Below are 19515 nucleotides of genomic sequence, written 5' to 3' on the forward strand. Positions count from 1 at the left end.
GTACTGGAGTGCGCGAGCCTCTGGGAAATCCGGTTCGCCGCCTCCCATTCATACTACATCACCCTCGCACAGTGACAACGCTGTGCGGGGGTTTTCGTCATTATACAATCGAAAGCGCTAGCCTTAAGCAGTATAGCCGGCTAGTGCTATCTGCGCCAAGGTGGCAGAGTCCGGCCGAACGCGTCCGCCTGCAGAGCGGATCATCGCCGGTTCAAATCCGGCCCTTGGCTCTCACACTTTCCCCTAAATCCCAAGACGACTACGTCTTGGCACGTTTCCTCGCTGATCGCAACTTCTCGGTGTTCAGACAGTGGGATCACGCTGGCGACCAACTCGTTTTGAAACTGAGTTCTTGGAATATTCCGCATACACAAAGATTTATTCCGCCAGACGACCGTATTTCAGGTATGGACGACCCACGCACCGAACTACAGGCAGATACCGACGAGCGTCGGGACGCGCCGGAGTTCGACGATCTCGTCCCTCCCGAAGAACTAGTCGCTGGGGATCGCACTCGGGACGACTTCTTCGATGCCGTGCTCGGACTGGGCAGTCCCGCGACTGTGGGTGAGATCGCAGATCTCGCGGGACATGGGGTAGACGCTGCCCGTGAATATTTAGAGTGGTTCGAACGCATGGGTATCGTCACGCAGGTTACCGATTCTCCTGCGACGTACGAACGGAATCAGGAGTACCTGAATTGGCGGCGTGTCCAGCAACTCCGGAACCAGTACGACGACGAGGAACTCCTCGCCTTCCTTGAAGACGCAGTGGAGCGTGATGAGTCGTTTGCGGAGAAGTTCGGTGTCGAATCTCCGGATGCGGTAGCGATCGCTGCGCACGCAACTGACACCGATCGTTCTGTCGAGACAGTGTGGCGGGAGGTGTCAGCGTGGAAGACGACGCGCCGCCGAATCTCCCTCCTCGAACGGGCATTGCAGACTGACACGGACGGCACTGCCGGGCAGCGCACTGTCGCATGAGCGGCGGAAGGGACGATGTCAGCGGTGCAACGATCGACTTCGCCCGCCTGAACGTCGTCGCGGAGCGATTTGCTACCGACGATCGCTTCACTGAGATCGACATCCAACCAGAATTCGCACCCGATCGCATCGTCTGTCACTACGATCCCGGGTTCTATCCCCAGCGCGTGCAGAGTGCTCGTCTCGAAGTCGTGTGGTTCGAGAACGGGGACTTCTCGCTACACTACCACGAAGAGCACCAAGAGGGCGAGTTTGACCATCGATGGGATCGGCATCCATCGGATCACAACACGCGTGATCACGTCCACCCGGGTCCTGACGCGCGAACACCTGGCGACGACGCGTCACATCCCGAGGAATGGCGTGACGTACTGTCGATGGTTCTCGGCGAGGTCGAAGCTCGACAACGAGCCTTCTGGACCGAGTGAGTTCGTCTCAGATTTTCTCACGTCGTCGTCGCAGACTGTGACGGATCAGCAGGAGAAAGGCGCACAGTTCGGCCCGTCGCCGAGATTCGACGAAACGAAACACAACGTTGTAATGTCGAGTCCACGCTGAGAGGGTGCCGACCATCTGGTTCGGATGGATGTCCCGCCACGCCATACAGCCCCGGTTCTGAAGGAGGGTTTCCCAGGATGTCTCCACGACGACCGCAAGGGGTTGTGGCCACTCGGTGGCCCGACGTAACTCGGAACAGAATCGATCTCGCTCCCACGTGAGTGCGGTGAGGAAGTCGTCTCCGGACTTGCGTTCGACTGCGAACCGTGGGTGATAGGTGTCCGATTCCGGATCGTGCGTACAAGCAGTCGGGACAGCGTAGTCCCCGGTCGAGAGCGTCACGTCGCGCGTTTCTACTGCACACCCCTCGAACGTCCAGGGTCGCTGTTCGCGGGTATCTCGCAGTATCGTTGAGGGAATAGAACTACCGTGTCGTGTCTCGCCCATCTATCGCGTTTGGTGCCGGTATCGGAGATAAACCCTCGCAGCGAGAGAACAAGGGGGATAGCGGAGATCAGAATCCGGCCTTCTCCAGTTCGTCGAGAAACGCCGGTCGGTTCGAGTGTTTGTCTTTCAGGAAATCGACGAACTCTTCGAACCGCGCTTCGGGGACCAACCCCTGCATCTCTTCTAAGTGGTCGGCGATATCTCGGTAGTGTCGTCGACCGGTGTCGCCGGCGGCAAACGGGACGAGCAGTTCCCGGTAGAGTTCGAAGTATTCGACCGGCGCCGTGGTTGCGACCGGGTCACGGTACTGGCGAACCGACGAGAGGTCTGCGTTCTCTTTCAGTTCGGCAAACGCTCTTTCGAGGTCGTCGTCGTGGACGTACAGCGCGACGAGGTCCTTTCTATCGTCCCGTTCGAAGTGCCGTTCGAGTTCCCCGTAGATCGATTGCCACTCCTGATCGTCACAGATCGCCTTCAGGTCGTCGTACGCTGCCCACTCCGTGTGGTCAAGAAATAACTGCTTCAGGGTGGCACGGTACTCGTCCATATCTCGGTCCTCGTAGAGGTCGGCAGCGAGCCAACGGAGCTCACGAGCCGATCGGAACGTATGGATCCCGTCTTCGACGACTTCGATCGCACGGTTTTCGTTGCCTTCGTCGATCAGTCGTCGGGCGTACTCCTTGCAGAAGCGCTTGCTCTCGAGATAGATTTCCTCGTAGAGTTGCGAGAGGGCGTCTTCGTCGCCGAGTTCCTCGAGAATGTAGACGTAGGTCGAGAATATCCGCCGCTTCTGGAGTGACGACGATATGTCCGTGTCGGTCGTTCCTGATTTGGTCAGTTCGACACGTGCAGTGTGTTTCTCGACGGTCGTCGGTTCATCGACGCGTAACTCCTCGAACGCGTCACCGACGAAGTACTCGAATTGCAGTGTCCCAACGGCCAAGTGTTCGACGTCGAGCGCTCCACCGGTGAAATCGTCGGTGCTGAGCGGACCATCGGTGAAATCGGATGCGTAGAGAACGTCGTCCGTCCGTTCGGGATGGTCTGTGGAACCGTCGTCTCTCGCTGATCCGTCGGATGTATCGGCGCTGTCTTCAGTTTCATCTCGTCGGTCGTCCGTTTTCGAGGACAACTCACCCGACAGTACTGCGTCGAGTGTGACTCCGGACACGTGTGCGTCGAGTTGCTCCAGCCAGTATTCGAGGTCTGCGTCCTCCGTGCAGACCGTTCGGAGTGCGTCGTCGTAGTCGTCGCTGGCGAAGCCGTGGTCTGCCCCGACGAACTCCGCACAGAGATACTGGATGTACGGCTCCTTTCGCTCGTGCTCGAACTCCTGTTCTGCGACCGTCTCTGCATATGCCTCGATAGCGCGTTCCAGTTCGCGGCCGTAGTGCCCGCTGCTGTCGTCGACTCGGTCCAGATTCTCGCGTATCCCCTCGGAAACCGCTCGATAGATATCCGTCGCCGTATCGACGTGGCCCCGTTCTCGATGTGTCTCCGCGAGGTCGGTGTACTGCGAGAAGTCGATGTGCGTGTCGTGTTCGACTATCCCTCGACGGCTGACAGCGTCGTCGAACAGTCGATCGATCTCCTGCTTGTAGTCGTAGACTGTCTTGCCCGTGTCTTCGCCGACGAACGCGACGAACCGGTCACGGATATCCTGATCCGCCGCAACGATGTCGAGCAGAAACGCTCGGAGGTCCTCGGCTGTCGTCTGATCGACCAGCGATTCGATGTCGACCGTTTCATTTCGTTCGGGGTCAGTGTCACTCATCGTCTCGGTGTCTCGATCATCGACAGCGAGCAGGACCGCGACGACGTGTTTGCAGTCGCCCGCGTAGTCGTACGGACAACTGCAACGAGACCGGACCCCATCGTCTACGATATCGATAGCCACGTCGTAGTAGTTGGATCCCCGAACGGTGGCTCTGATTTCGCTGCCGTCGATATCCAGTTCTTGTACCCGATCTTGGTGATAATAGTTGACACCACGCTCGAACGACTGTTCCGTACAGAGTGACCGTATTTCGTCGCGAGCCGGGTAGTCCATGTTTTGTGTGTGCCTACTGTGGTACCGACTGATAGTGATTACTGTAGGTCTGTTCCACATCGGCCGCCCGACACCGGGCGGTCGGAGCGGTAAATCGCTACAGTAATCACTATGAAAACGTGACGCTGTGCCGTCACTGGGTGCTTGGTCGTTATGTCTCTCGGCCAGCGCCCGACAGATTGAATCGTCCGACGGTCGTGCGTTCACGTACCGAATGCGGATCGAGTTCGACGAGGGGACGCTCTTGCTCCACGATGCGCCCGAGACAGTTCCACACGCAGAGTGGGACGACCGCGTCGATACTCACCGGGCACAGGCCTATCGATACCGGGCACTCCTCGAGTGGGCCGGGCAGTGGAGCGATGGCGGTGGCCAGGCCACCCTCGACAGCGGATTCAGTCACGCTGTCGAAGACGCTGCCAGAGCGTACCCGGACCTCGCTCTGACACCCGCACTCCAGATCGAACCGCGTGACTATCAGCAGGCTGCACTCGACTCGTGGGGTGCGCACGACCGACAGGGCACAGTCGTCCTTCCGACCGGCAGCGGGAAGACGTTCCTCGGATTGCAGGCTATCGCCGACGCCGGTGTCAGCGCACTCGTCGTCACCCCGACGATCGATCTGATGAACCAGTGGCACGCCACGCTCACTAACGCGTTCGGTGAGCAACTCACCGACGAGGTCGGCGTCCTCGGTGGCGGGAGTCACGACATCGGCGCGCTCACAGTCACTACCTACGACAGCGCCTACCGCTATATCGACGAGTACGGCGACCGGTTCGGCCTGCTCATGACCGACGAAACCCACCATTTGGCGGCCGAGACGTACCTCCAAATTCCCGAGATGACGCTCGCGCCTTACCGCCTCGGATTGACAGCGACCTACGAACGCGCTGACGGGCGAGAGACGCTACTCGAAGACCGTATGGGGCCGGTCGTCTACGAGGAAGATGTCGACGCCCTCGCCGGAGAGTTCCTCAGTGAGTACGAGACCATCCAGATGTCCGTCGATCTCACACCAGCGGAACGGACTGAATACGACGAGGAGTACCAGATCTACCGGGACTACGTCGATAGTCACGACTTCGACCTCTGGAAAGAACAGGGCTACGCGGAGTTTCTCAAGCGGACGTCCTACGATCCACAGGGGCGACGTGCGCTCGTCGCAAAGCAACGGGCCGAGCGCATCGCCCGGACGGCGTCGAAGAAACTCGATACGCTCGACAATCTGCTCAAACGTCACCACGACGATCGCGTCATCGTCTTCACCGCCAACAACGACTTCGCCTACGACATCTCCCGGGAGTTCATTCTCCCGTGTATCACGCACCAGACCGACACCGACGAACGCACCGAGATTCTCGACCGGTTCCGCAGCGGTGAGTACTCCATGCTCGCCACCTCGCAGGTCCTCGACGAGGGCATCGACGTGCCAGCGGCCAACGTCGGCATCATCCTCTCCGGGAGCGCATCGAAACGACAGTACGCCCAACGACTCGGCCGGATCCTCCGCCCGACCGACGACCGCCAGCCAGCGCGCCTCTACGAGATTATCGCCACCGACACGATGGAAACGTACGTCTCACAGCGGCGGCGCGAGGGGGTGAGTACCAGTGCTGACGGCTGACCTCGCACGGTCGCGCATACGCGACGGTGAAGTCCGTCCCCTGTTCATCGACATCTCCGACGAACGGTACCGGGAGACAGCGGCCACGCTGATAGCACTGTTCGAGGACCACCTCGGCGAACCGAAGGGAGAACTGGACGACGCCATCGACGAACTGACCGTGGCCGATACCGACTACAAGATCGTCCAGGGGTTAGCGAAACTCCTCAGAGACGAGTGTGAGTTCGAGCAACGGGCGGCCGCCGATCCGCGTGAGATCCGGAAGCGACTGTTCGAGCGAGCCAACGATCGCTATCCGATCGTTCGCCAGCCCACGCTCGGGGAAGACACCCGGAAACTGGAAGTCTACAGTGCGGTCGCCGACGAGTTGGGCATCTCACTCGAGGAGTGTTACCGGGGTATGTACGCTGATCTGGAGGACAACAAACGGCTCGTCCGGTTCGGCGACCAGTCGGTGCGCGATGACAGCGACGGACAGGAGTCCACGACGACAACGACGAAACTGACGGGAAATAGCAAGCAGGCGTACGACCAGCGCGACCAGACGGTCGACTGGCTGCTGGCCCGCTACAACCTGGCGCTTGCACAAGCGGTGCTCTACGACGCCTCGAAGATGCATGTCCGGGTGTGGGACCACTTCGGAACGGTGTTCAGTTACATGAAGCTGTTCGGGTTGATGCACCGGATCTACCCCATCGACGAGGACGGCAACCGCGTCGCAAGCACGGACGTGGCAGCGGGCTACGAGGCGGAACTCGACGGACCCGTCTCGCTGTTTCGGCAATCACAGAAGTACGGCATCCGGATGGCGAACTTCCTGCCGGCGCTCCCCTTGTGCGACCGGTGGGACATGCGCGCCGAAATCCTCGACGAGAAATCGGCCAGTGACACCAATCAGTTCACGCTCGACCACACCGACGGGTTGGTCTCACACTACAGCACCGGCCAGCAGTACGACAGTGACGTCGAGCGAACGCTCGCCCGGAAGTGGGAGCGGGCGACCACCGAGTGGAATATCCAGCGGGAAGACGACGTCTTCGACCTCGGCTCGGAGGTTATGATTCCCGATTTCGCCATCGAACATCCCGACGGACGGCGGGCGATCATGGAGATCGTGGGGTTCTGGACGCCGGAGTACCTGACGTCGAAACTGGCGAAGATTCGGCAGGTCGAGGCCGACAACTTCGTGTTGGCGGTCTCGGAGCGACTGGACTGTTCCGACGAGGACTTCGGCGACGCCGCGGATCGAGTGCTGTGGTTCAAAACCGGGCTGCACGTCTACGACGTGGTCGAACTGGCCGAGGAGTACGCCTCACCCGCCGGGCCAGAGCAAAACTGACCACACGCTCAGCCCAAGCGGCCGCCATCGCCGTTCCAGTAGTGCCGGTCATCGACTGCCTCCCGGGTATCCTGATCTACGTCGAGCACTTCGAGCTGTGACAACGGGACACCGAATTCCCTGTCCTTCCACTCCACGAGGACGAACATCTCACGACTGCTGACGACTTCGTCCGTCATTCCGACGACAGGCACTTCTTCGCCCTCACGCAGCGGCGAGATCGTTCGCTCCTCGACACATCGCGCCTGAAACGGGAACGTCATCTCGCGTTCGAGGTGATAGCACCAACTGATTGCCCGCTCGCTTGTGGTGTACGCGTCGGTGAGTATCTCCCTCCGAATGCGTTTGTCCCGCTCTTCGTCTGTCTCCCGTGTCATGGTCGTTTCTCCTTGACGATTGCGGCCGTGTCGGTCGACGTGATCACGTCGCCGTCGAGCACCTCGTCGATTTCGTCTGGTTCGTAGACATCCTTGACGATGCAGTAGTAATGCGAGGGCGTCCCGAAGTCGTAGACGAGACTGAGTCTGTCACCCTCTCGAAGTCTGGCCCGCTCGGCGACATCCGCAATCGTCATCTCGCCCGCTTTCGTGTACGTCCGGTCGCCTGCTTCCTCGTACTGGCGGTCAGGAAGCACGTTGAGACTGGAATCCAGATACTCGTCTTCGAGGCCGTACATCCGGAGGTGGAAATCGTCGAGCGTCGAGAACCGGCACACGAGTCTGTCCAGTTCCGCCATCGTCGTCTCCGGTCTCACGACGATATCGTACCATTCGTCTCGTGCGCGTCCTTTCTGCTTCCATCGGAGCCGATACCCGACAGTTCCGATCTGTTCGGAGATGTCACCATCATCCGCTTGCTGGTCTTTTTCGACTGCTTCACGCGTGTTCGACCAACAGTACGAGCAGATCTCGTCCGGTGCATCGCCCTCGAAGCCCGTTTTATCGATGTCGTGGTGGGAGACAAACTCCGCAAACGGGACTCGCTGACCTCTCGGAGAGCGGTTGCCCCGACTACACATCATCTCCCCGGGACCAGTGAGGCCGAACGAGAAGCGCGAGTCCGTCTCACTTTGGTCGGCGTCCATATCGATGATGTGTGCTGCTGTTCCGCTTCCGATCTCGATCACGAATCGGTCTGTTGGCTCGCTCATTCGTATCGCTCCTCGAGGTCGTCGAGTGCCCGCCAGAACTGTTCGTCGTTGATTCGAGGCTCTGCCGTTGCCCGCGCCTCAAGCACGCCAGCGTACGTGTCGAACTCTTCGGGAGTCGGATCGGTCGCAAGCACGCAGTCAGCATATCCGTCGAGTGCGGTCTGGATAGTCTTCGCGTAGTGGTCGTAAGCACCGTCGATCCAGTTGTACTTCTCGTCGATTTCCTCGAACACCGCTCGGTAGACGGTCGCAGCGGCCAGATACCGCTCGCGGTCACGGTACTGCTCGGCGATCTCGAAAAACCGGGAGAAGTCGATCGCGTCGTACACGCCTGGGTCGGCGTGTTGCTCGAACAGTTGTGCAATCTCTTCGCGGTACTCTTCGACCGATCTGTGGTCGTCGCCGAACTGTGCGAGAAACTGCTCGCGCAACTCCGCGTGTTCAGCGAGGGCGTCACGGACGAACCCGCGCAGGTCGTCGGCCGACACGTCGTCGATGACTGCCTCGACACGCTCGCTCTCGTCCTGTGGCGGGTTGGCGGCGATGTCCAGTAGTACGGCGACGACGTGCTTGCAGTCGCCGCCCCCGTCGTATGGACAGGTACACCGCGTGTCGATACTCCGCCCGCCGAACTCGACGGTCACATCGTATAGACTCGACCCGCTGACGCTCGCGGTCACGAGGTCGTCGAACCGGTCGAGTTGCTGAATGCGTCCCTCGTCACGGTAGTTCACTCCGCGCTCGAACACTGCATCGGTGCTTCGACTCCGGACGGTGTCTCTGTCGACGTTCATGTGCCGTCTTTCGACGCGGTTGTAGAATTCGATTACGGTGCCGAATCGGCGGCCTGCCGGCTCGGGTCGGCCAGCGCCATCGTGAGCGTCGCCGCGAGGCGTTTGTCGAGCGGTTCGTTCGCTCGGCCACAGTGCGGTGACTGAATACACGCCGGACAACCATCCGAACACCCACAATCGGCGAGCAGTTCCCACGTGTGCTGGAAGAGTTCCTCGATGTGGTCGTATCCGTTGCGGGCCAGTCCGACGCCACCGCGGTAACTGTCGTAGATGAACAGCGCGCTCGTCTCGGTCTGTGGGTGTTCGGCCGTCGAGACGCTTCCGACGTCACGCCGGTCACAGAGGATGACAAGCGGGAACGTGGCGACGAGGGCGTGCTGGACGGCGTGGAGGCCACCCTCGAACGACCCGGACATCGTCTGCATCAGGCTTTCCAGTCCCGGTGGGAGCGTCACGTACAGTGCACGGGTCGAGAGCGTCGTTTCGGGCAGCTCGAGTAACTCCTCGGTCATGATCTCACCAGTTCGGTGGTCGCGTCGCTGGAAGCCGGTGACCTGCTTCCGTCGCGTCACGTCCGCGAAGTGAACGGTCACGTCGTCGCGGGTCGCCAGTGGCTTGGTAGCGATGTCCTCCTCGATAGTCATCGACTCCTCGTACTGCACGCGCGTCTGGTGGTCGCTGTCCGTTTCGGCGAGCCACGCCACGTCGCGGTCTAGGTCGAGTGACTGGACTTCGTAGTTCTGCCCCTGATGGTGGTAGATCGCACCTGGATGTACGTCCCGCAGTGCCGCGTCGAGCGGCAACTTCCCGAGTTCGTCAGTCGCTCCCCCTCGAACCCGGAGGGTGACCATGCGTTCTGTGATGGTTCGGAGCCCCTGTTCGTACGGATTCACCGTTCGTCCGCTGGCGGTGCGTCGCCATTCGAGTCCTTGATCTGTCTGTCGCCGGGTCAATTTGCCGTCGTTTGTGAGGGTACTGACGATGTCGGGGAAAGTAGAACCGAAATACGCCTCGTCGGCGGTTCGGAGCGGTCCTTCCATGGCCGCGGCGTGTGTATGCAGTTTCAGGAGATGCGAATTCGAGGGATTGGCGACGGCACGTTCGGGCGTCTGCTCGAACAGTTCGTTAGGATGCTTGATAACGTACTGGTCGAGTTGATCCTCGCTGGCGACGAGCGCGACGAGGCTCGGGTCGGTCCCACGGCCAGCGCGGCCCGCGCGCTGGAACGTTGCCATCTGTGTTCCAGGGTACCCGTCTAACAGGACGGCGTCGAGGCTGCCGATGTCGACGCCGAGTTCCAGCGCGCTCGTGCTCCAGACGCCGGCACAGTCCCCGGAGTGCAGTGCAGTCTCGATTGTCGCCCGCCGGTCGTCGCGCAGTCCTGCGTGGTACGCAGTTACGCTCTGGGCGACGTCGGCCTTCCCGCGCTCTGCGAGTGTATCGCTGCTGATGGTGGCGTACCGCTCTGCCGTCTGCCTCGCGCGCGTGAACGCCACTGTCTGATACCCCTGCATCACGAGGTCGACGAACAGTCGCATGGTTTCCCCGTGGTTGGAGCGGCGCTGTCCACCACCGACTGGTGCATCCCCCTCGTCGTATTCGGGCGGTTGCCAGAACAGCCAGTGTGTCGGCCCGGTTTCGCTGGTGTCCTCGTCGACGAGTGTGAACGAGTCGGTCGGTTGGCCAGTGATCGTCGCCGCGTGTTCCCGGGGGTTGCCAATCGTCGCGGAACAGCACAAGAACTGCGGATCGGCACCGAGACGGTCACAGATTCGCGCCAACCGACGGCAGACGAGACCGACGTGACTGCCGAAGACACCGCGGTACTCGTGAACCTCGTCGACGACGACGAGATCCAGGGACTCGAAGAACGCTCGCCAGAGATCGCTCGCGTGACTGAGCAGTCCACAGTGGAGCATATCGGGCGTCGTCAAGACGATGGACGGGTCCTCGTCACGGGCCTGCTTGCGCTCGCCCGAAGAGAGCGCTCCTGTGTACTGAGTTACAGTGATATCGTCGAACGGTGCAGCGAACTCGGACAGCGTCGACTCTTGATCGTTGATCAACGCGACCTGCGGACCGATGTACAGCGTCCGTCCGTCGTGGTCGCGTGCGCGTTCAATCGCGGGAACGGTGTACGTGAGGCTCTTTCCGCTCGCTGTCGGCGTCGCAAGTACGACGTTTTGACCGTTGCGAACCACTTCGATCGCGTCGGTCTGGTGTGCGTAGAGTTCGTCGATGCCACTGTCTGCAAGGTGGTCCGCGATCAGTGGGTCCATCTCACAGGATCGAGTGCTGGGACTGCGCGCGGGTACCTCCCGCTGGAACCGGATCTGATCGCGGTAGTACTCGCGGCTCTGTATCCACTCGACGAAGCCGTTCACTACTCTGTTGATACTGTGTGACCGCATATATGGATACGGCCCTCGGCAGTCACGGATCGTAGTGGTAGATATAGGGATGTGTCTCCTTGCCGTCCGGCAAGATATCGGCCAGTATCTCCCGAACCTGTTGTTCGGTCGTACCGCTCGCAACGATTCGGTCGTCGTAGATCGCAAAGTACGCTTCCTTGAGGTCTGTCTCGCGTAGCTCCCGCCCCAAGCTCCGGGCCCGAGCTTTGCCCATCTCTTGGTGGTAGATCTGTTCTAGCTCGGTCGATTCGTTCTTGAGTTCGGTGATTTCCTCGGCGTATCGCTCTCGGTTGCGCTTGTTCTTCAGATAAAACCGGAGCTGTTCGGCGTCGGATTTCTCGGACTCGTCGGGTGCCGGCAGCGTTTCGATGATCCCGAGTCGGTGTTTGGCCTCCTCGTAGCTGTCGTCGATATCGGTGCTCAGATTGCCGCCGGCGACCACCCGCTGGATAGCCAACCAGCCGTCGGTCACGATCTGGTCCTCGAACGGGAGCAGGGCGACCTCCGAGAGGAACACCGGAAGCCGCTCTTCGGGCCAGAGGTCGGTAAAAGGCATCCGGACGGCCTTCACACCGAACGCGCGTGGTGGATCGCTCCAGTCCAGCAATACGGCATAGTCAGAGAGGTGCCGGACGACGACGCACTCACCGTACTCGGAGTCGGTCCAGTCTGCGACCGTATCGAGGTCGTCCGCAGGGAGATTCGCAGGGTTCTCCTCGACGAACGATTCGATGATCGCCTCGGTGTCTTCCTCGTAGAGGCGCTGGCGAAGCGGCAGGAGGTCGCTGGTGTTTCGATTCGAGATGTCGCCGACTGTCTCGATGCCCTCGATCACGTCGAATCGATCGTTGACGTAGACGAGCAGGTGAGCGTACAGGTCGAGGAACCGATCTTCACTCTCCATATCGAGCATCATCGGGAAGTCGTCGTCGGTCATACCACCCTGTTCGGCAGCGATATCCTGGAGCATCTCGTCGTCGATGGCTTCCGCTATCGCTTGGTTGAGTTCCTGCATGACCGCCGGATCGAGGAGTTCGGCCAGTTCTCCCGGTGTCGGACCGTCGGTCTGCTCGAAGATGCGTTCGATCTCTTGCTCGTCCAGCGAGTCGACGTGGTCGTCCATGATCTGCTGGAGCTGTGCGTCTAGCTCCTGTCGTGTGTCCTCGTCGACGAGTTCGCGCAACGGTGGTCCGTCGGGGAGTTCGATCGCTTCGGAGTCAGGAACTTCGACACCTTCGACGGGAGGCAAATCAAAGTCGACATCGTCGCCGATCTGGTCGAAGTCAAGTTCGCTTTCGACATCGGCTTCGACATCCGGAAGTTGATCCCCTCCGATCTGCCGGAGCATCGCCGGGTCAAGTTGTGACACCATCATCTGGAACATCTCGGGGTCCATGTCCTGTTCGAGCGTTTTGAGTTCCCACTCCTCGTGACCATGGTGCAGTGCGTAGACCTGTCGTCCGTCTCGGATGAGCGCATCAACGACGCCCTCTGTATCACAGTGTCCGCAGTACGCGTGAAAGGCCAGTGGACACTCGACACTCTGTGTCTCGACGAAATCCTCGAACTCCCCCTCGGTCAACGGCCGATGTGGGAGATACTCGATGTCGACCATATCGGTCATCCAGTCGGCCAGAACAAAAATTGTCGGCTATCGGCCGGAATGTTTTATCCGAGTACGTGCTACCATTCAGTATGCCGTTCAGCGTCAGTTGGCACACGCTCCTCGACGAACTCGACGAACTGTCTGACGGTGCCGAACTCGTCACTCCGCTCTCTCACGATCGGTTCCGAATCACAGATGTCCAAGAACACCGCGTCGTCGTCACGCTCGACGATACGGGAGATCGACGACCACTTCAGCGCGACCAGTTCGAGACGCTCTACCGACGCATCCAGGACTCGGACGGCGAGTTCGATCTCGATCGACTCCCGCCCGATGCCGACCCGTACCCGGCGGTACTGAGTTTGCATCCACGCTTCGAGATCGACGAAGAGCGCGGCGTTATTATTGAAACAGACGGTGTGACTGATTCGCAACTGGCGACTGAGAAAGCAGATATCAGCGAGACTGAACGTATCGAACCCGATGGCGTTGACGTGTACTCTGACGCCTTGCTGCTTATCGACGCACTCGAACGTCACGAACTCTCTGATCTCACGGCGCTGGAAACAGATGCGCTGGTGAATATATACACGCTCTGTTCAGATGTCCAGCGGAACGCAAACGAACTCCGGAAGGACATCGCCGACGTACTACTCGATCGGTTGCATCACGACCAACCAGTCCACGGTCAGTACGGTTCCGTGCAGCGAACGTCGCGCCGTAACCGATCGCTCCGAGACGAGGAGGAAGTGGTGGCAAAGCTCGAAGACGCCGGAATCGACCGTGAACGTGTCACCAGTGTCGACTCGAGTAAAGTGGCCGAAGCACTGGAGGTGACAGAGCTGGCGGAGTCGGACCTCTACGAGATCTCCGAAAGCGAGTACGTCAGGAAGGCCGAAGTCGACGAGGATGTCAAGGAGTCGCGGCTTCAGGGTCTCAAAGACCGTCTTGCGGCCAGTGACGATCCGGAGTCCGACGAATTACGGCAGGAGATCGAGACTCTCGAAGAGCGAATCGACGACCTCACCAGTTTCAGTACGGGAACACAGATGCAAGGGTAACTCGGACACGCTTTTTGTATTCAGACGAAATATGGCGTTTTAGCCCTTTAGAATAGAGAAATACGCAATATTAACGTTGAGTAATTGATACTAATATATAAAAACCTGCCTAATAGCTGGCCCTTGGCTTATTTTCCGAGCGATAATCGTCGCGAGCAATCACCGACTGGGGATTTGAACCAGGGAACAGACGTACGATACTCCGTATCACGCCCAATCTGCGAAGACGAACTCGCTGTCGCTGCCGAGCGGGTCGTCGACCGCCCGGGTCCGGACGTTCTCGAATCCTGCCTCGGAGAGGGCATCGAGCGTGCGATCGCGGCCGGGCGAGGAGAAAAACATCTCGCCGCCCATCCAGTCGCGCCGGACGGTTTCGAAACGCCCGCCGGGCAGCGTCATCAGGAGCGTTCCGCCCGGCTTCAATACCCGTGCGAACTCGCGGTAGACGCCTGGCTGTTCCACGCGCGGGACGTGGAAGACGGCGTGGTAGGCAGTGATCCCGTCGACCGTGTCCGCCGCAAGCGGGAGGTGTGTCATGTCGGCCTGTAGCAAGTGCGCTGCGGGGGCAGTCTCACTTGCAAGGTCGAGCCCCTTGCGGGAGAAGTCCAGTCCGACGGCCCCGTCCGGGAGGTTCGCGAGCGTGCGGGCCCCGTCGCCGCACCCGACGTCGAGCACGGTCGGGTTCGGTGGGCACGCTTCGAGTAGCTCGTCGATCAGTTCGGCGTCGGTGCCGTCGGGATCACGCTTGCGTGCGTACGTTCGGGAGACGTCGTCCCAGGCGCGGCGGACGTCGTTTCGATCCATGCGCGACGTAGGCTTGCGACGGACATGAGTGCCAGGGCAAGGCGGACACTGCTTGTACTCTCGCCTCCGTGACGCGGCTCCTGCCGTGTGCGACGAAGTGGCGCTCGCGGACCCCGGAGCCTGTCCGGTCGAGTGCAGCGAGGGCGGGACGTCCGTCCGACAGTGGCTCATCTTCGAAAGGACGATCCGATCTCTCGTTGATCCGTCGCCGTGTCACACTGACGAGAAACAACACCAGTTGTATCTGTTGAGAAAAATGGCAATGCCTATTGGGTAATCAATACAAACAGTCGCTATGGACGATACTCAGATACTCGTCGCGGGCGAGGCGTTGATCGATCTGTTTCCGGCGACCTCCGGTCCGATCGCCGACGCGGAGACGCTCACGCGCCGGGCAGGCGGTGCGCCGGCGAACGTCGCCGTCGCGCTGGCTCGACTCGGCCATCCGCCCCTTTTGTGGGCACGACTCGGCGACGACCCCTTCGGCGATCACCTCGCAGACGTGCTCGCCGACAACGGCGTCCACGAGACACTGCTCGAGCGCGATCCGGAGCGGAAGACGGCCCACACGCTCGTCGGCGAGGACGAAGACGGCGATCAGTCGTTCACTTTCTTCGCCGACGAGACGGCGACGTTCGCGATGCAGCCGGAGACGGTTTCCTCGGAGACCCTGGAGCGCGTCGAGTGGGTACACGTCGGCGGCGTCACGCTGCACACCGAGCCCTCGCGGTCGGCGACTCTGGAGCTGATGGAGCGCGCGGACGAACACGGCTGTACCGTCTCGTTCGATCCGAACACGCGCGCGGACCTCTGGCCCGAGGAATCCGTGCTCGTCGAGACGCTCGAACGCGCGCTCGGACTCGCGGACGTCGTCAAGACGGACCAGGACGACCTGTCCGTCCTGGTCGAGGCGACCGACGAGGAGGAACTCGCAGAGGCTCTCCTCGAGCGCGGGCCACACACTGTCATGCTCACGCGCGGCAGCGAGGGTGCGATGGCCCGCGCTTCCGAGGAGGCTCCGTGGGGACCGGCGACGACTGAATTCGGGGGGTACGAGGTCGACGTCGTCGAGACGACCGGCGCCGGCGACGCGTTCCTCGCGGGCTCGATCGCAGGATTCCTTTCGGAGTGTTCGTCGCTGGCTGAGACCGTCCGCTACGCGAGCGCGGTGGGCGGGCTCGCGACCACCGCGACCGGTGCGATGGACGGGTTGCCCTCGGCGGATGACGTAGCGGAAATAATTGCCGATAACGCCTGAGACGGTCGTTTTCGACAGAATCGGTGATCGGAAGAACGGTAACGATTATACGTCGGCCCATCCCATCGACATGGTATGCAACGACGCGCCGCGGCGGTCTATTTCGTCCTCTTCGCAGTCGTCAGTGCGGGTGCGTATGCGTACGTCGGGATGGCAGAGCAACCCCAGGTCGACCTCACCGGCGAGCGTTACTCGGAGGGTGACACGCTCACGGTCGGGGATCGAACTTACACGGTCGCGTCGATCGGCGACGAGTCCGGCGAACTGACCTGGACGGACCCGGCGGCGACCTACACGGTGGCGCTCGAGCACAACTCGACGGTATCCTGGCAGATCGTCTCCTGGGATGGCCAGCGAGTCGAGCGGGTGACGCTTGCCAACGGGTCGACAGTCGAGTTTTCCGGGCGCGAGCACCGGGTGCTGTTGAACGCCTCGGCTGATCCACCGACGCTTCGACTCGAGGCGGTCGACAACCGATCGATCAATACGACCTTCGAGCGCGGCGAGACGCTCACGTTCGAACGGGAGGGGCAGTTCGTGCCTGACGGGACGATAACCGAGATCGCGACGAGCGAGGCGACCGTCTCGTGGGGATCGTCGTACCTGGTCACGATCCCGAACGAGACCGATCCAGCGACAGCCTCGCTGGTCCAGCAGCAGAACGTCACTCGCCTGCTGCTGACTGACGACGCCGTCGAGGATTCGCTGGGGACCGCACCCGACGGGACGCAGTACGTCCAGTACCGCAACGGGACCCAGCAGCCGCTCGCGGCGTACCTGCCTGATCCGGAAGTCAAATCACTCGCCGAGGGTGAGACGCTCCAGTACGAGAGCAACGAGACGACGGTCGGGAACATCACGCGCTCGGCGGTCCCGCTGAACTGGACCGCCCCCAGAACGATCAGTGTGGGGCTGTCTGAAGGTCAGTCGGTCGACCTCGACGCCGAGTCGTATTTCGTCCACTTCCCCGACTCGACGACCGTCCAGCTCGCGCCGAACACGACTGAAACCCGTGACGCCTACCAGGAGGCCCAGGAACGGATCGACTCCCACGAGGAGCGCAAGGCCGGGCTGTGGGGGGTCGTCATTCTGAGTGGCTTCGCCGCGGTCCTGCTGCTCGGAATGGCGTATATTCCGAGCAAAGACTGATCTTTCGAGCGAGTTGTACTACTGTCGGGTCAGCCAGACGAGTCCGGCACCGACGCCCATCGTCGCGAGCACACCCAGCAGTTGCAGCACTGAGACCGCCGCGTCGCCGTTCGTCTGCCAGGGCATCCCGGCAATCGTTCCCAGCCCGATCAACACGAGCAACACACCGGTGAGTGTGCCGAACAGTTCGAGCCTGTCCGACGGCTGCCTGAGTGCGTCGTCGAATCGTCCGTCCGTGCTCATACGTCTCCTCTCACGTTTCAGCGTGGTAAAGAATCCGGTTCGAGAGCGTGGATCGCGATCAGACGGCCCCGGGACGGATCCGGAACTGCTCGTAGCCGCCGTGAGAGAGTTCCAGGGATCCGAGCCACCAGTTCCAGCGCTCGACAAGGGAGTACTCGGCTGGTGCGTCACGAAGGTTCGAGACGACGACCGCCGCGGTCAGTTCGTAATCGAAATCGGACGTTATCTGCCCGGAATCGGCCAGATCACGCGCCTGTCTGGCGACCACGTGTGCTGCTCGGTCGGTGGCGCCGAACTCCGTCCGGAGTGTCGATTCGAGCGTCGTCGGGTCCACGGTTTCTAGAACGTGTAGCCGTCGTCGCGCGGTTCGTCCTGCATCGCTGGATCCTGCTGGTCTTCGACGGTCTGGGAGAACATGTCTTCTCCGGCAGCCGGCGTCGTATCCTCTTCTTCGACGTCGTAGGCGGAGACGCCCATCGTCAGCAACTCCTCGACGGCCTGATCATGGTTGACGAACTCGCCCTGCTCGATCAGTCGCTGGATGTCGTTTTCGATCCGATCCGGCAACGAAACTTCGATTTTTGGCATGTGTGTCGCTCTAGGTCCGACGTGTATAAATCCACGGGGGCACATCGACGTCGTGCTAACCCATTACTCGGTACTGTTGCGTGCTATCGTGTCACTTGGTGAACGACTATCCACTTGTATCCACGTCCCGTATCGGGGGGTATGCTGACAGGACGGTTTCCCGACGCCGGCGAGCGCGACCCGGAGGAGTTGCTCGCCGCGTACCTGGACGTATTGAGTGACGTGATCGACGAGCACGGAACCGAGGCCGTTGCCGCGGAGACGGAGCTCTCGCGGACGACTGTCGACGCACTCGCCGGCGGGACAGCGTCCGGCGACGACGCAGTCGCGATTCGACGTGCCGGCGAGATCACGCTCGCGGACGCCGCCGCGGTGCTCGCACTCTCCGGCGAGTTTCCGGACGCCGACGCGGTCACCGCGCAGGCCCGTGACATCCTGCTGATGGGCATGACGACGGCCGTCATGGACGTCGACGCCGTCGCGGCACGGCTCGGTGGTGACCTGGATCCGAAGACGGTCCAACAGAAAATCGAGGGGCGCCACCCGATCACGCTCGACGAATACGCTCGCATCCACCGTCTGCTGGAGGCCGACTCGTGACCCGCGTCGCAATCCTCGGGTGTGGCTACGTCGGCTGTGAACTGGCACGACAGCTCCAGCCCGATCACGACGTCATCGGCGTTCGCCGCTCGGAGTCGGGGCTCCGTGCCGTCGAGGACACCGGGGCGACAGCCGTGAAAGCCGACGTCACCGAACCGGACGCGCTCGCGGCCGTTCCGGACGCAGACTGGGTGATCTTCGCGGCCTCGAGTGGCGGGCGCGGTGCCGACGCTGCCCGCGAGACATACGTCGGCGGGCTGCGGACGACGATCGACCACTTCTGCGGTCGAGAGGCTGTCCCCGATCGGATCGTCTACACCTCCAGCACGGGCGTTTATGGCGATCACGACGGCGACTGGGTCGACGAGGCGATGTCCATCGACCCCGGGACCGAGCGCGGACAGGCCCTGGCTGAGGCCGAAGCCATCGCCCGCCAGCGCCCGATCGACGACACGGACGGCACAGTCGCTCGATTCGCCGGCCTGTACGGTCCGGATCGCTACCGCCTGCAGCGGTATCTCGACGGGCCGGTTACCGAGGGTCACCTGAACATGGTCCACCGGGACGACGCCGCCGGCGCCGTTCGGTTCCTGCTCGAAGGCGATCACGCCCGCCGTGAGGTCGTCAACGTCGTCGACGACGAACCCGTCGAGAAGTGGGCGTTCGCCGACTGGCTGGCCGAGCAATGCGGCGAACCCGAACCGCCCAAACAGACCGTCGCCGACCGGCTCGACGACCCCGAGCTCTCGGAAGCGGCCCGCAACTGGGTCGGGGCCGACAAGCGCGTCAGCAACGAGAAACTCCGGGGACTCGGCTACGAGTTCGTCTATCCGACCTATCGCGAGGGGTATCGCGACGCGATCGAGGCGTCTCTCGCGTAGCGTCGGGGACCTGCGCGCCCAACAGT

20 protein-coding genes and 1 tRNA gene are annotated in these 19515 nt (G+C 61.4%); 10 read left to right on the plus strand and 11 right to left on the minus strand.

Annotated elements, in window-relative coordinates; translation table 11 throughout:
* Positions 1-154 precede the first annotated feature (154 nt).
* From OB916_RS10740 to OB916_RS10750, 3 genes are all read left to right on the plus strand, one after another.
* Positions 155-230 (plus strand) — tRNA-Cys (locus OB916_RS10740).
* Between the two features lie 177 nt (positions 231-407).
* The gene (locus OB916_RS10745; protein ID WP_315909296.1) at positions 408-983 is read left to right on the plus strand and encodes a DUF7342 family protein; all 576 of its coding nucleotides are present in this window, start codon (positions 408-410) and stop codon (positions 981-983) included.
* Positions 980-1411 carry a hypothetical protein gene (locus OB916_RS10750; protein ID WP_315909297.1) on the plus strand — a complete coding sequence of 144 codons (432 nt, stop codon included), beginning with the start codon at positions 980-982 and terminating at the stop codon, positions 1409-1411. Before OB916_RS10745 ends, OB916_RS10750 begins: the two co-directional genes overlap by 4 nt.
* 7 nt (positions 1412-1418) lie before the next feature.
* Here OB916_RS10750 and OB916_RS10755 read toward each other — a convergent pair whose 3' ends face one another.
* Both OB916_RS10755 and OB916_RS10760 read right to left on the minus strand, forming a co-directional pair.
* Complete coding sequence (locus tag OB916_RS10755) at positions 1419-1928, minus strand: ERCC4 domain-containing protein (protein ID WP_315909298.1); 510 nt, start codon at positions 1926-1928, stop codon at positions 1419-1421.
* 67 nt (positions 1929-1995) lie between these two features.
* Positions 1996-3978 carry an SWIM zinc finger family protein gene (locus OB916_RS10760; RefSeq protein WP_315909299.1) on the minus strand — a complete coding sequence of 661 codons (1983 nt, stop codon included), beginning with the start codon at positions 3976-3978 and terminating at the stop codon, positions 1996-1998.
* A gap of 214 nt (positions 3979-4192) precedes the next feature.
* Between OB916_RS10760 and OB916_RS10765 the strand changes: the two genes are divergently transcribed.
* Entirely contained in the window at positions 4193-5605 is a 1413-nt protein-coding gene (locus OB916_RS10765) for a DEAD/DEAH box helicase (protein WP_315909300.1), read from the plus strand.
* Complete coding sequence (locus OB916_RS10770) at positions 5592-6944, plus strand: DUF790 family protein (protein WP_315909301.1); 1353 nt, start codon at positions 5592-5594, stop codon at positions 6942-6944. The genes OB916_RS10765 and OB916_RS10770 overlap by 14 nt, the downstream gene beginning before the upstream one ends.
* Positions 6945-6952: 8 nt before the next feature.
* Here OB916_RS10770 and OB916_RS10775 read toward each other — a convergent pair whose 3' ends face one another.
* The 5 genes from OB916_RS10775 to OB916_RS10795 are packed head-to-tail and all read right to left on the minus strand — an operon-like array spanning position 6953 to position 12914.
* The gene (locus tag OB916_RS10775; protein ID WP_315909302.1) at positions 6953-7321 is read right to left on the minus strand and encodes a calcium-binding protein; all 369 of its coding nucleotides are present in this window, start codon (positions 7319-7321) and stop codon (positions 6953-6955) included.
* Complete coding sequence (locus tag OB916_RS10780) at positions 7318-8094, minus strand: hypothetical protein (protein WP_315909303.1); 777 nt, start codon at positions 8092-8094, stop codon at positions 7318-7320. Before OB916_RS10780 ends, OB916_RS10775 begins: the two co-directional genes overlap by 4 nt.
* Entirely contained in the window at positions 8091-8888 is a 798-nt protein-coding gene (locus OB916_RS10785; RefSeq protein WP_315909304.1) for an SWIM zinc finger family protein, read from the minus strand. The genes OB916_RS10780 and OB916_RS10785 overlap by 4 nt, the downstream gene beginning before the upstream one ends.
* 32 nt (positions 8889-8920) lie before the next feature.
* Positions 8921-11272: a DEAD/DEAH box helicase gene (locus tag OB916_RS10790; RefSeq protein WP_315909305.1), complete on the minus strand. Its 2352-nt coding sequence runs from the start codon at positions 11270-11272 to the stop codon at positions 8921-8923.
* A 49-nt stretch (positions 11273-11321) separates the two neighbouring features.
* Positions 11322-12914: a hypothetical protein gene (locus OB916_RS10795; RefSeq protein WP_315909306.1), complete on the minus strand. Its 1593-nt coding sequence runs from the start codon at positions 12912-12914 to the stop codon at positions 11322-11324.
* A gap of 80 nt (positions 12915-12994) precedes the next feature.
* On the opposite strand from OB916_RS10795, the gene OB916_RS10800 reads away from it, so the two are divergent.
* Positions 12995-13966: a DUF2800 domain-containing protein gene (locus OB916_RS10800; protein WP_315909307.1), complete on the plus strand. Its 972-nt coding sequence runs from the start codon at positions 12995-12997 to the stop codon at positions 13964-13966.
* Positions 13967-14173: 207 nt separating this feature from the next.
* Here the strand turns inward: OB916_RS10800 and OB916_RS10805 are convergent, their stop codons facing one another.
* A complete protein-coding gene (locus OB916_RS10805; protein ID WP_315909308.1) occupies positions 14174-14770 on the minus strand; it encodes a class I SAM-dependent methyltransferase in 597 nt (198 codons plus the stop codon).
* Positions 14771-15065: 295 nt separating this feature from the next.
* On the opposite strand from OB916_RS10805, the gene OB916_RS10810 reads away from it, so the two are divergent.
* On the plus strand, positions 15066-16028 hold the full coding sequence (locus OB916_RS10810) for a carbohydrate kinase family protein (RefSeq protein ID WP_315909309.1): 963 nt from the start codon (positions 15066-15068) through the stop codon (positions 16026-16028).
* Positions 16029-16103: 75 nt separating this feature from the next.
* On the plus strand, positions 16104-17177 hold the full coding sequence (locus tag OB916_RS10815) for a hypothetical protein (RefSeq protein ID WP_315909310.1): 1074 nt from the start codon (positions 16104-16106) through the stop codon (positions 17175-17177).
* A gap of 18 nt (positions 17178-17195) precedes the next feature.
* On the opposite strand, the gene OB916_RS10820 is transcribed toward OB916_RS10815, so the two are convergent.
* The 3 genes from OB916_RS10820 to OB916_RS10830 are packed head-to-tail and all read right to left on the minus strand — an operon-like array spanning position 17196 to position 18008.
* Positions 17196-17420, minus strand: a complete 225-nt coding sequence (locus OB916_RS10820; RefSeq protein ID WP_315909311.1) for a hypothetical protein — start codon at positions 17418-17420, stop codon at positions 17196-17198.
* A 58-nt stretch (positions 17421-17478) separates the two neighbouring features.
* Positions 17479-17754, minus strand: coding sequence for a hypothetical protein (locus OB916_RS10825; RefSeq protein WP_315909312.1), 276 nt, complete (start codon positions 17752-17754; stop codon positions 17479-17481).
* Between the two features lie 5 nt (positions 17755-17759).
* Entirely contained in the window at positions 17760-18008 is a 249-nt protein-coding gene (locus OB916_RS10830; protein WP_315909313.1) for a DUF7120 family protein, read from the minus strand.
* Between the two features lie 141 nt (positions 18009-18149).
* Here OB916_RS10830 and OB916_RS10835 point away from each other — a divergent pair, with 141 nt between their 5' ends.
* Positions 18150-18608 (plus strand): DUF5791 family protein, encoded by a 459-nt coding sequence (locus OB916_RS10835; RefSeq protein WP_315909314.1) that lies wholly within the window; start codon positions 18150-18152, stop codon positions 18606-18608.
* Positions 18605-19489: an SDR family oxidoreductase gene (locus OB916_RS10840; protein ID WP_315909315.1), complete on the plus strand. Its 885-nt coding sequence runs from the start codon at positions 18605-18607 to the stop codon at positions 19487-19489. Before OB916_RS10835 ends, OB916_RS10840 begins: the two co-directional genes overlap by 4 nt.
* The last annotated feature ends 26 nt before the right edge of the window (positions 19490-19515 follow it).

The sequence above is a fragment of the Halapricum hydrolyticum genome, assembly GCF_025517535.1.
GTDB classification, from domain to species: domain Archaea; phylum Halobacteriota; class Halobacteria; order Halobacteriales; family Haloarculaceae; genus Halapricum; species Halapricum hydrolyticum.

Excerpts from the sequence above, each read along its gene's own strand:
- OB916_RS10795 (WP_315909306.1), bottom strand. The coding sequence starts at position 12,914 with ATGGTCGACATCGAGTATCTCCCACATCGGCCGTTGACCGAGGGGGAG.
- OB916_RS10815 (WP_315909310.1), top strand. The coding sequence starts at position 16,104 with ATGCAACGACGCGCCGCGGCGGTCTATTTCGTCCTCTTCGCAGTCGTC.
- OB916_RS10805 (WP_315909308.1), bottom strand. The coding sequence starts at position 14,770 with ATGGATCGAAACGACGTCCGCCGCGCCTGGGACGACGTCTCCCGAACG.
- OB916_RS10830 (WP_315909313.1), bottom strand. The coding sequence starts at position 18,008 with ATGCCAAAAATCGAAGTTTCGTTGCCGGATCGGATCGAAAACGACATC.
- OB916_RS10750 (WP_315909297.1), top strand. The coding sequence starts at position 980 with ATGAGCGGCGGAAGGGACGATGTCAGCGGTGCAACGATCGACTTCGCC.
- OB916_RS10765 (WP_315909300.1), top strand. The coding sequence starts at position 4,193 with ATGCGGATCGAGTTCGACGAGGGGACGCTCTTGCTCCACGATGCGCCC.
- OB916_RS10800 (WP_315909307.1), top strand. The coding sequence starts at position 12,995 with ATGCCGTTCAGCGTCAGTTGGCACACGCTCCTCGACGAACTCGACGAA.
- OB916_RS10775 (WP_315909302.1), bottom strand. The coding sequence starts at position 7,321 with ATGACACGGGAGACAGACGAAGAGCGGGACAAACGCATTCGGAGGGAG.
- OB916_RS10780 (WP_315909303.1), bottom strand. The coding sequence starts at position 8,094 with ATGAGCGAGCCAACAGACCGATTCGTGATCGAGATCGGAAGCGGAACA.
- OB916_RS10785 (WP_315909304.1), bottom strand. The coding sequence starts at position 8,888 with ATGAACGTCGACAGAGACACCGTCCGGAGTCGAAGCACCGATGCAGTG.
- OB916_RS10745 (WP_315909296.1), top strand. The coding sequence starts at position 408 with ATGGACGACCCACGCACCGAACTACAGGCAGATACCGACGAGCGTCGG.
- OB916_RS10835 (WP_315909314.1), top strand. The coding sequence starts at position 18,150 with ATGCTGACAGGACGGTTTCCCGACGCCGGCGAGCGCGACCCGGAGGAG.
- OB916_RS10820 (WP_315909311.1), bottom strand. The coding sequence starts at position 17,420 with ATGAGCACGGACGGACGATTCGACGACGCACTCAGGCAGCCGTCGGAC.
- OB916_RS10755 (WP_315909298.1), bottom strand. The coding sequence starts at position 1,928 with ATGGGCGAGACACGACACGGTAGTTCTATTCCCTCAACGATACTGCGA.
- OB916_RS10810 (WP_315909309.1), top strand. The coding sequence starts at position 15,066 with ATGGACGATACTCAGATACTCGTCGCGGGCGAGGCGTTGATCGATCTG.
- OB916_RS10760 (WP_315909299.1), bottom strand. The coding sequence starts at position 3,978 with ATGGACTACCCGGCTCGCGACGAAATACGGTCACTCTGTACGGAACAG.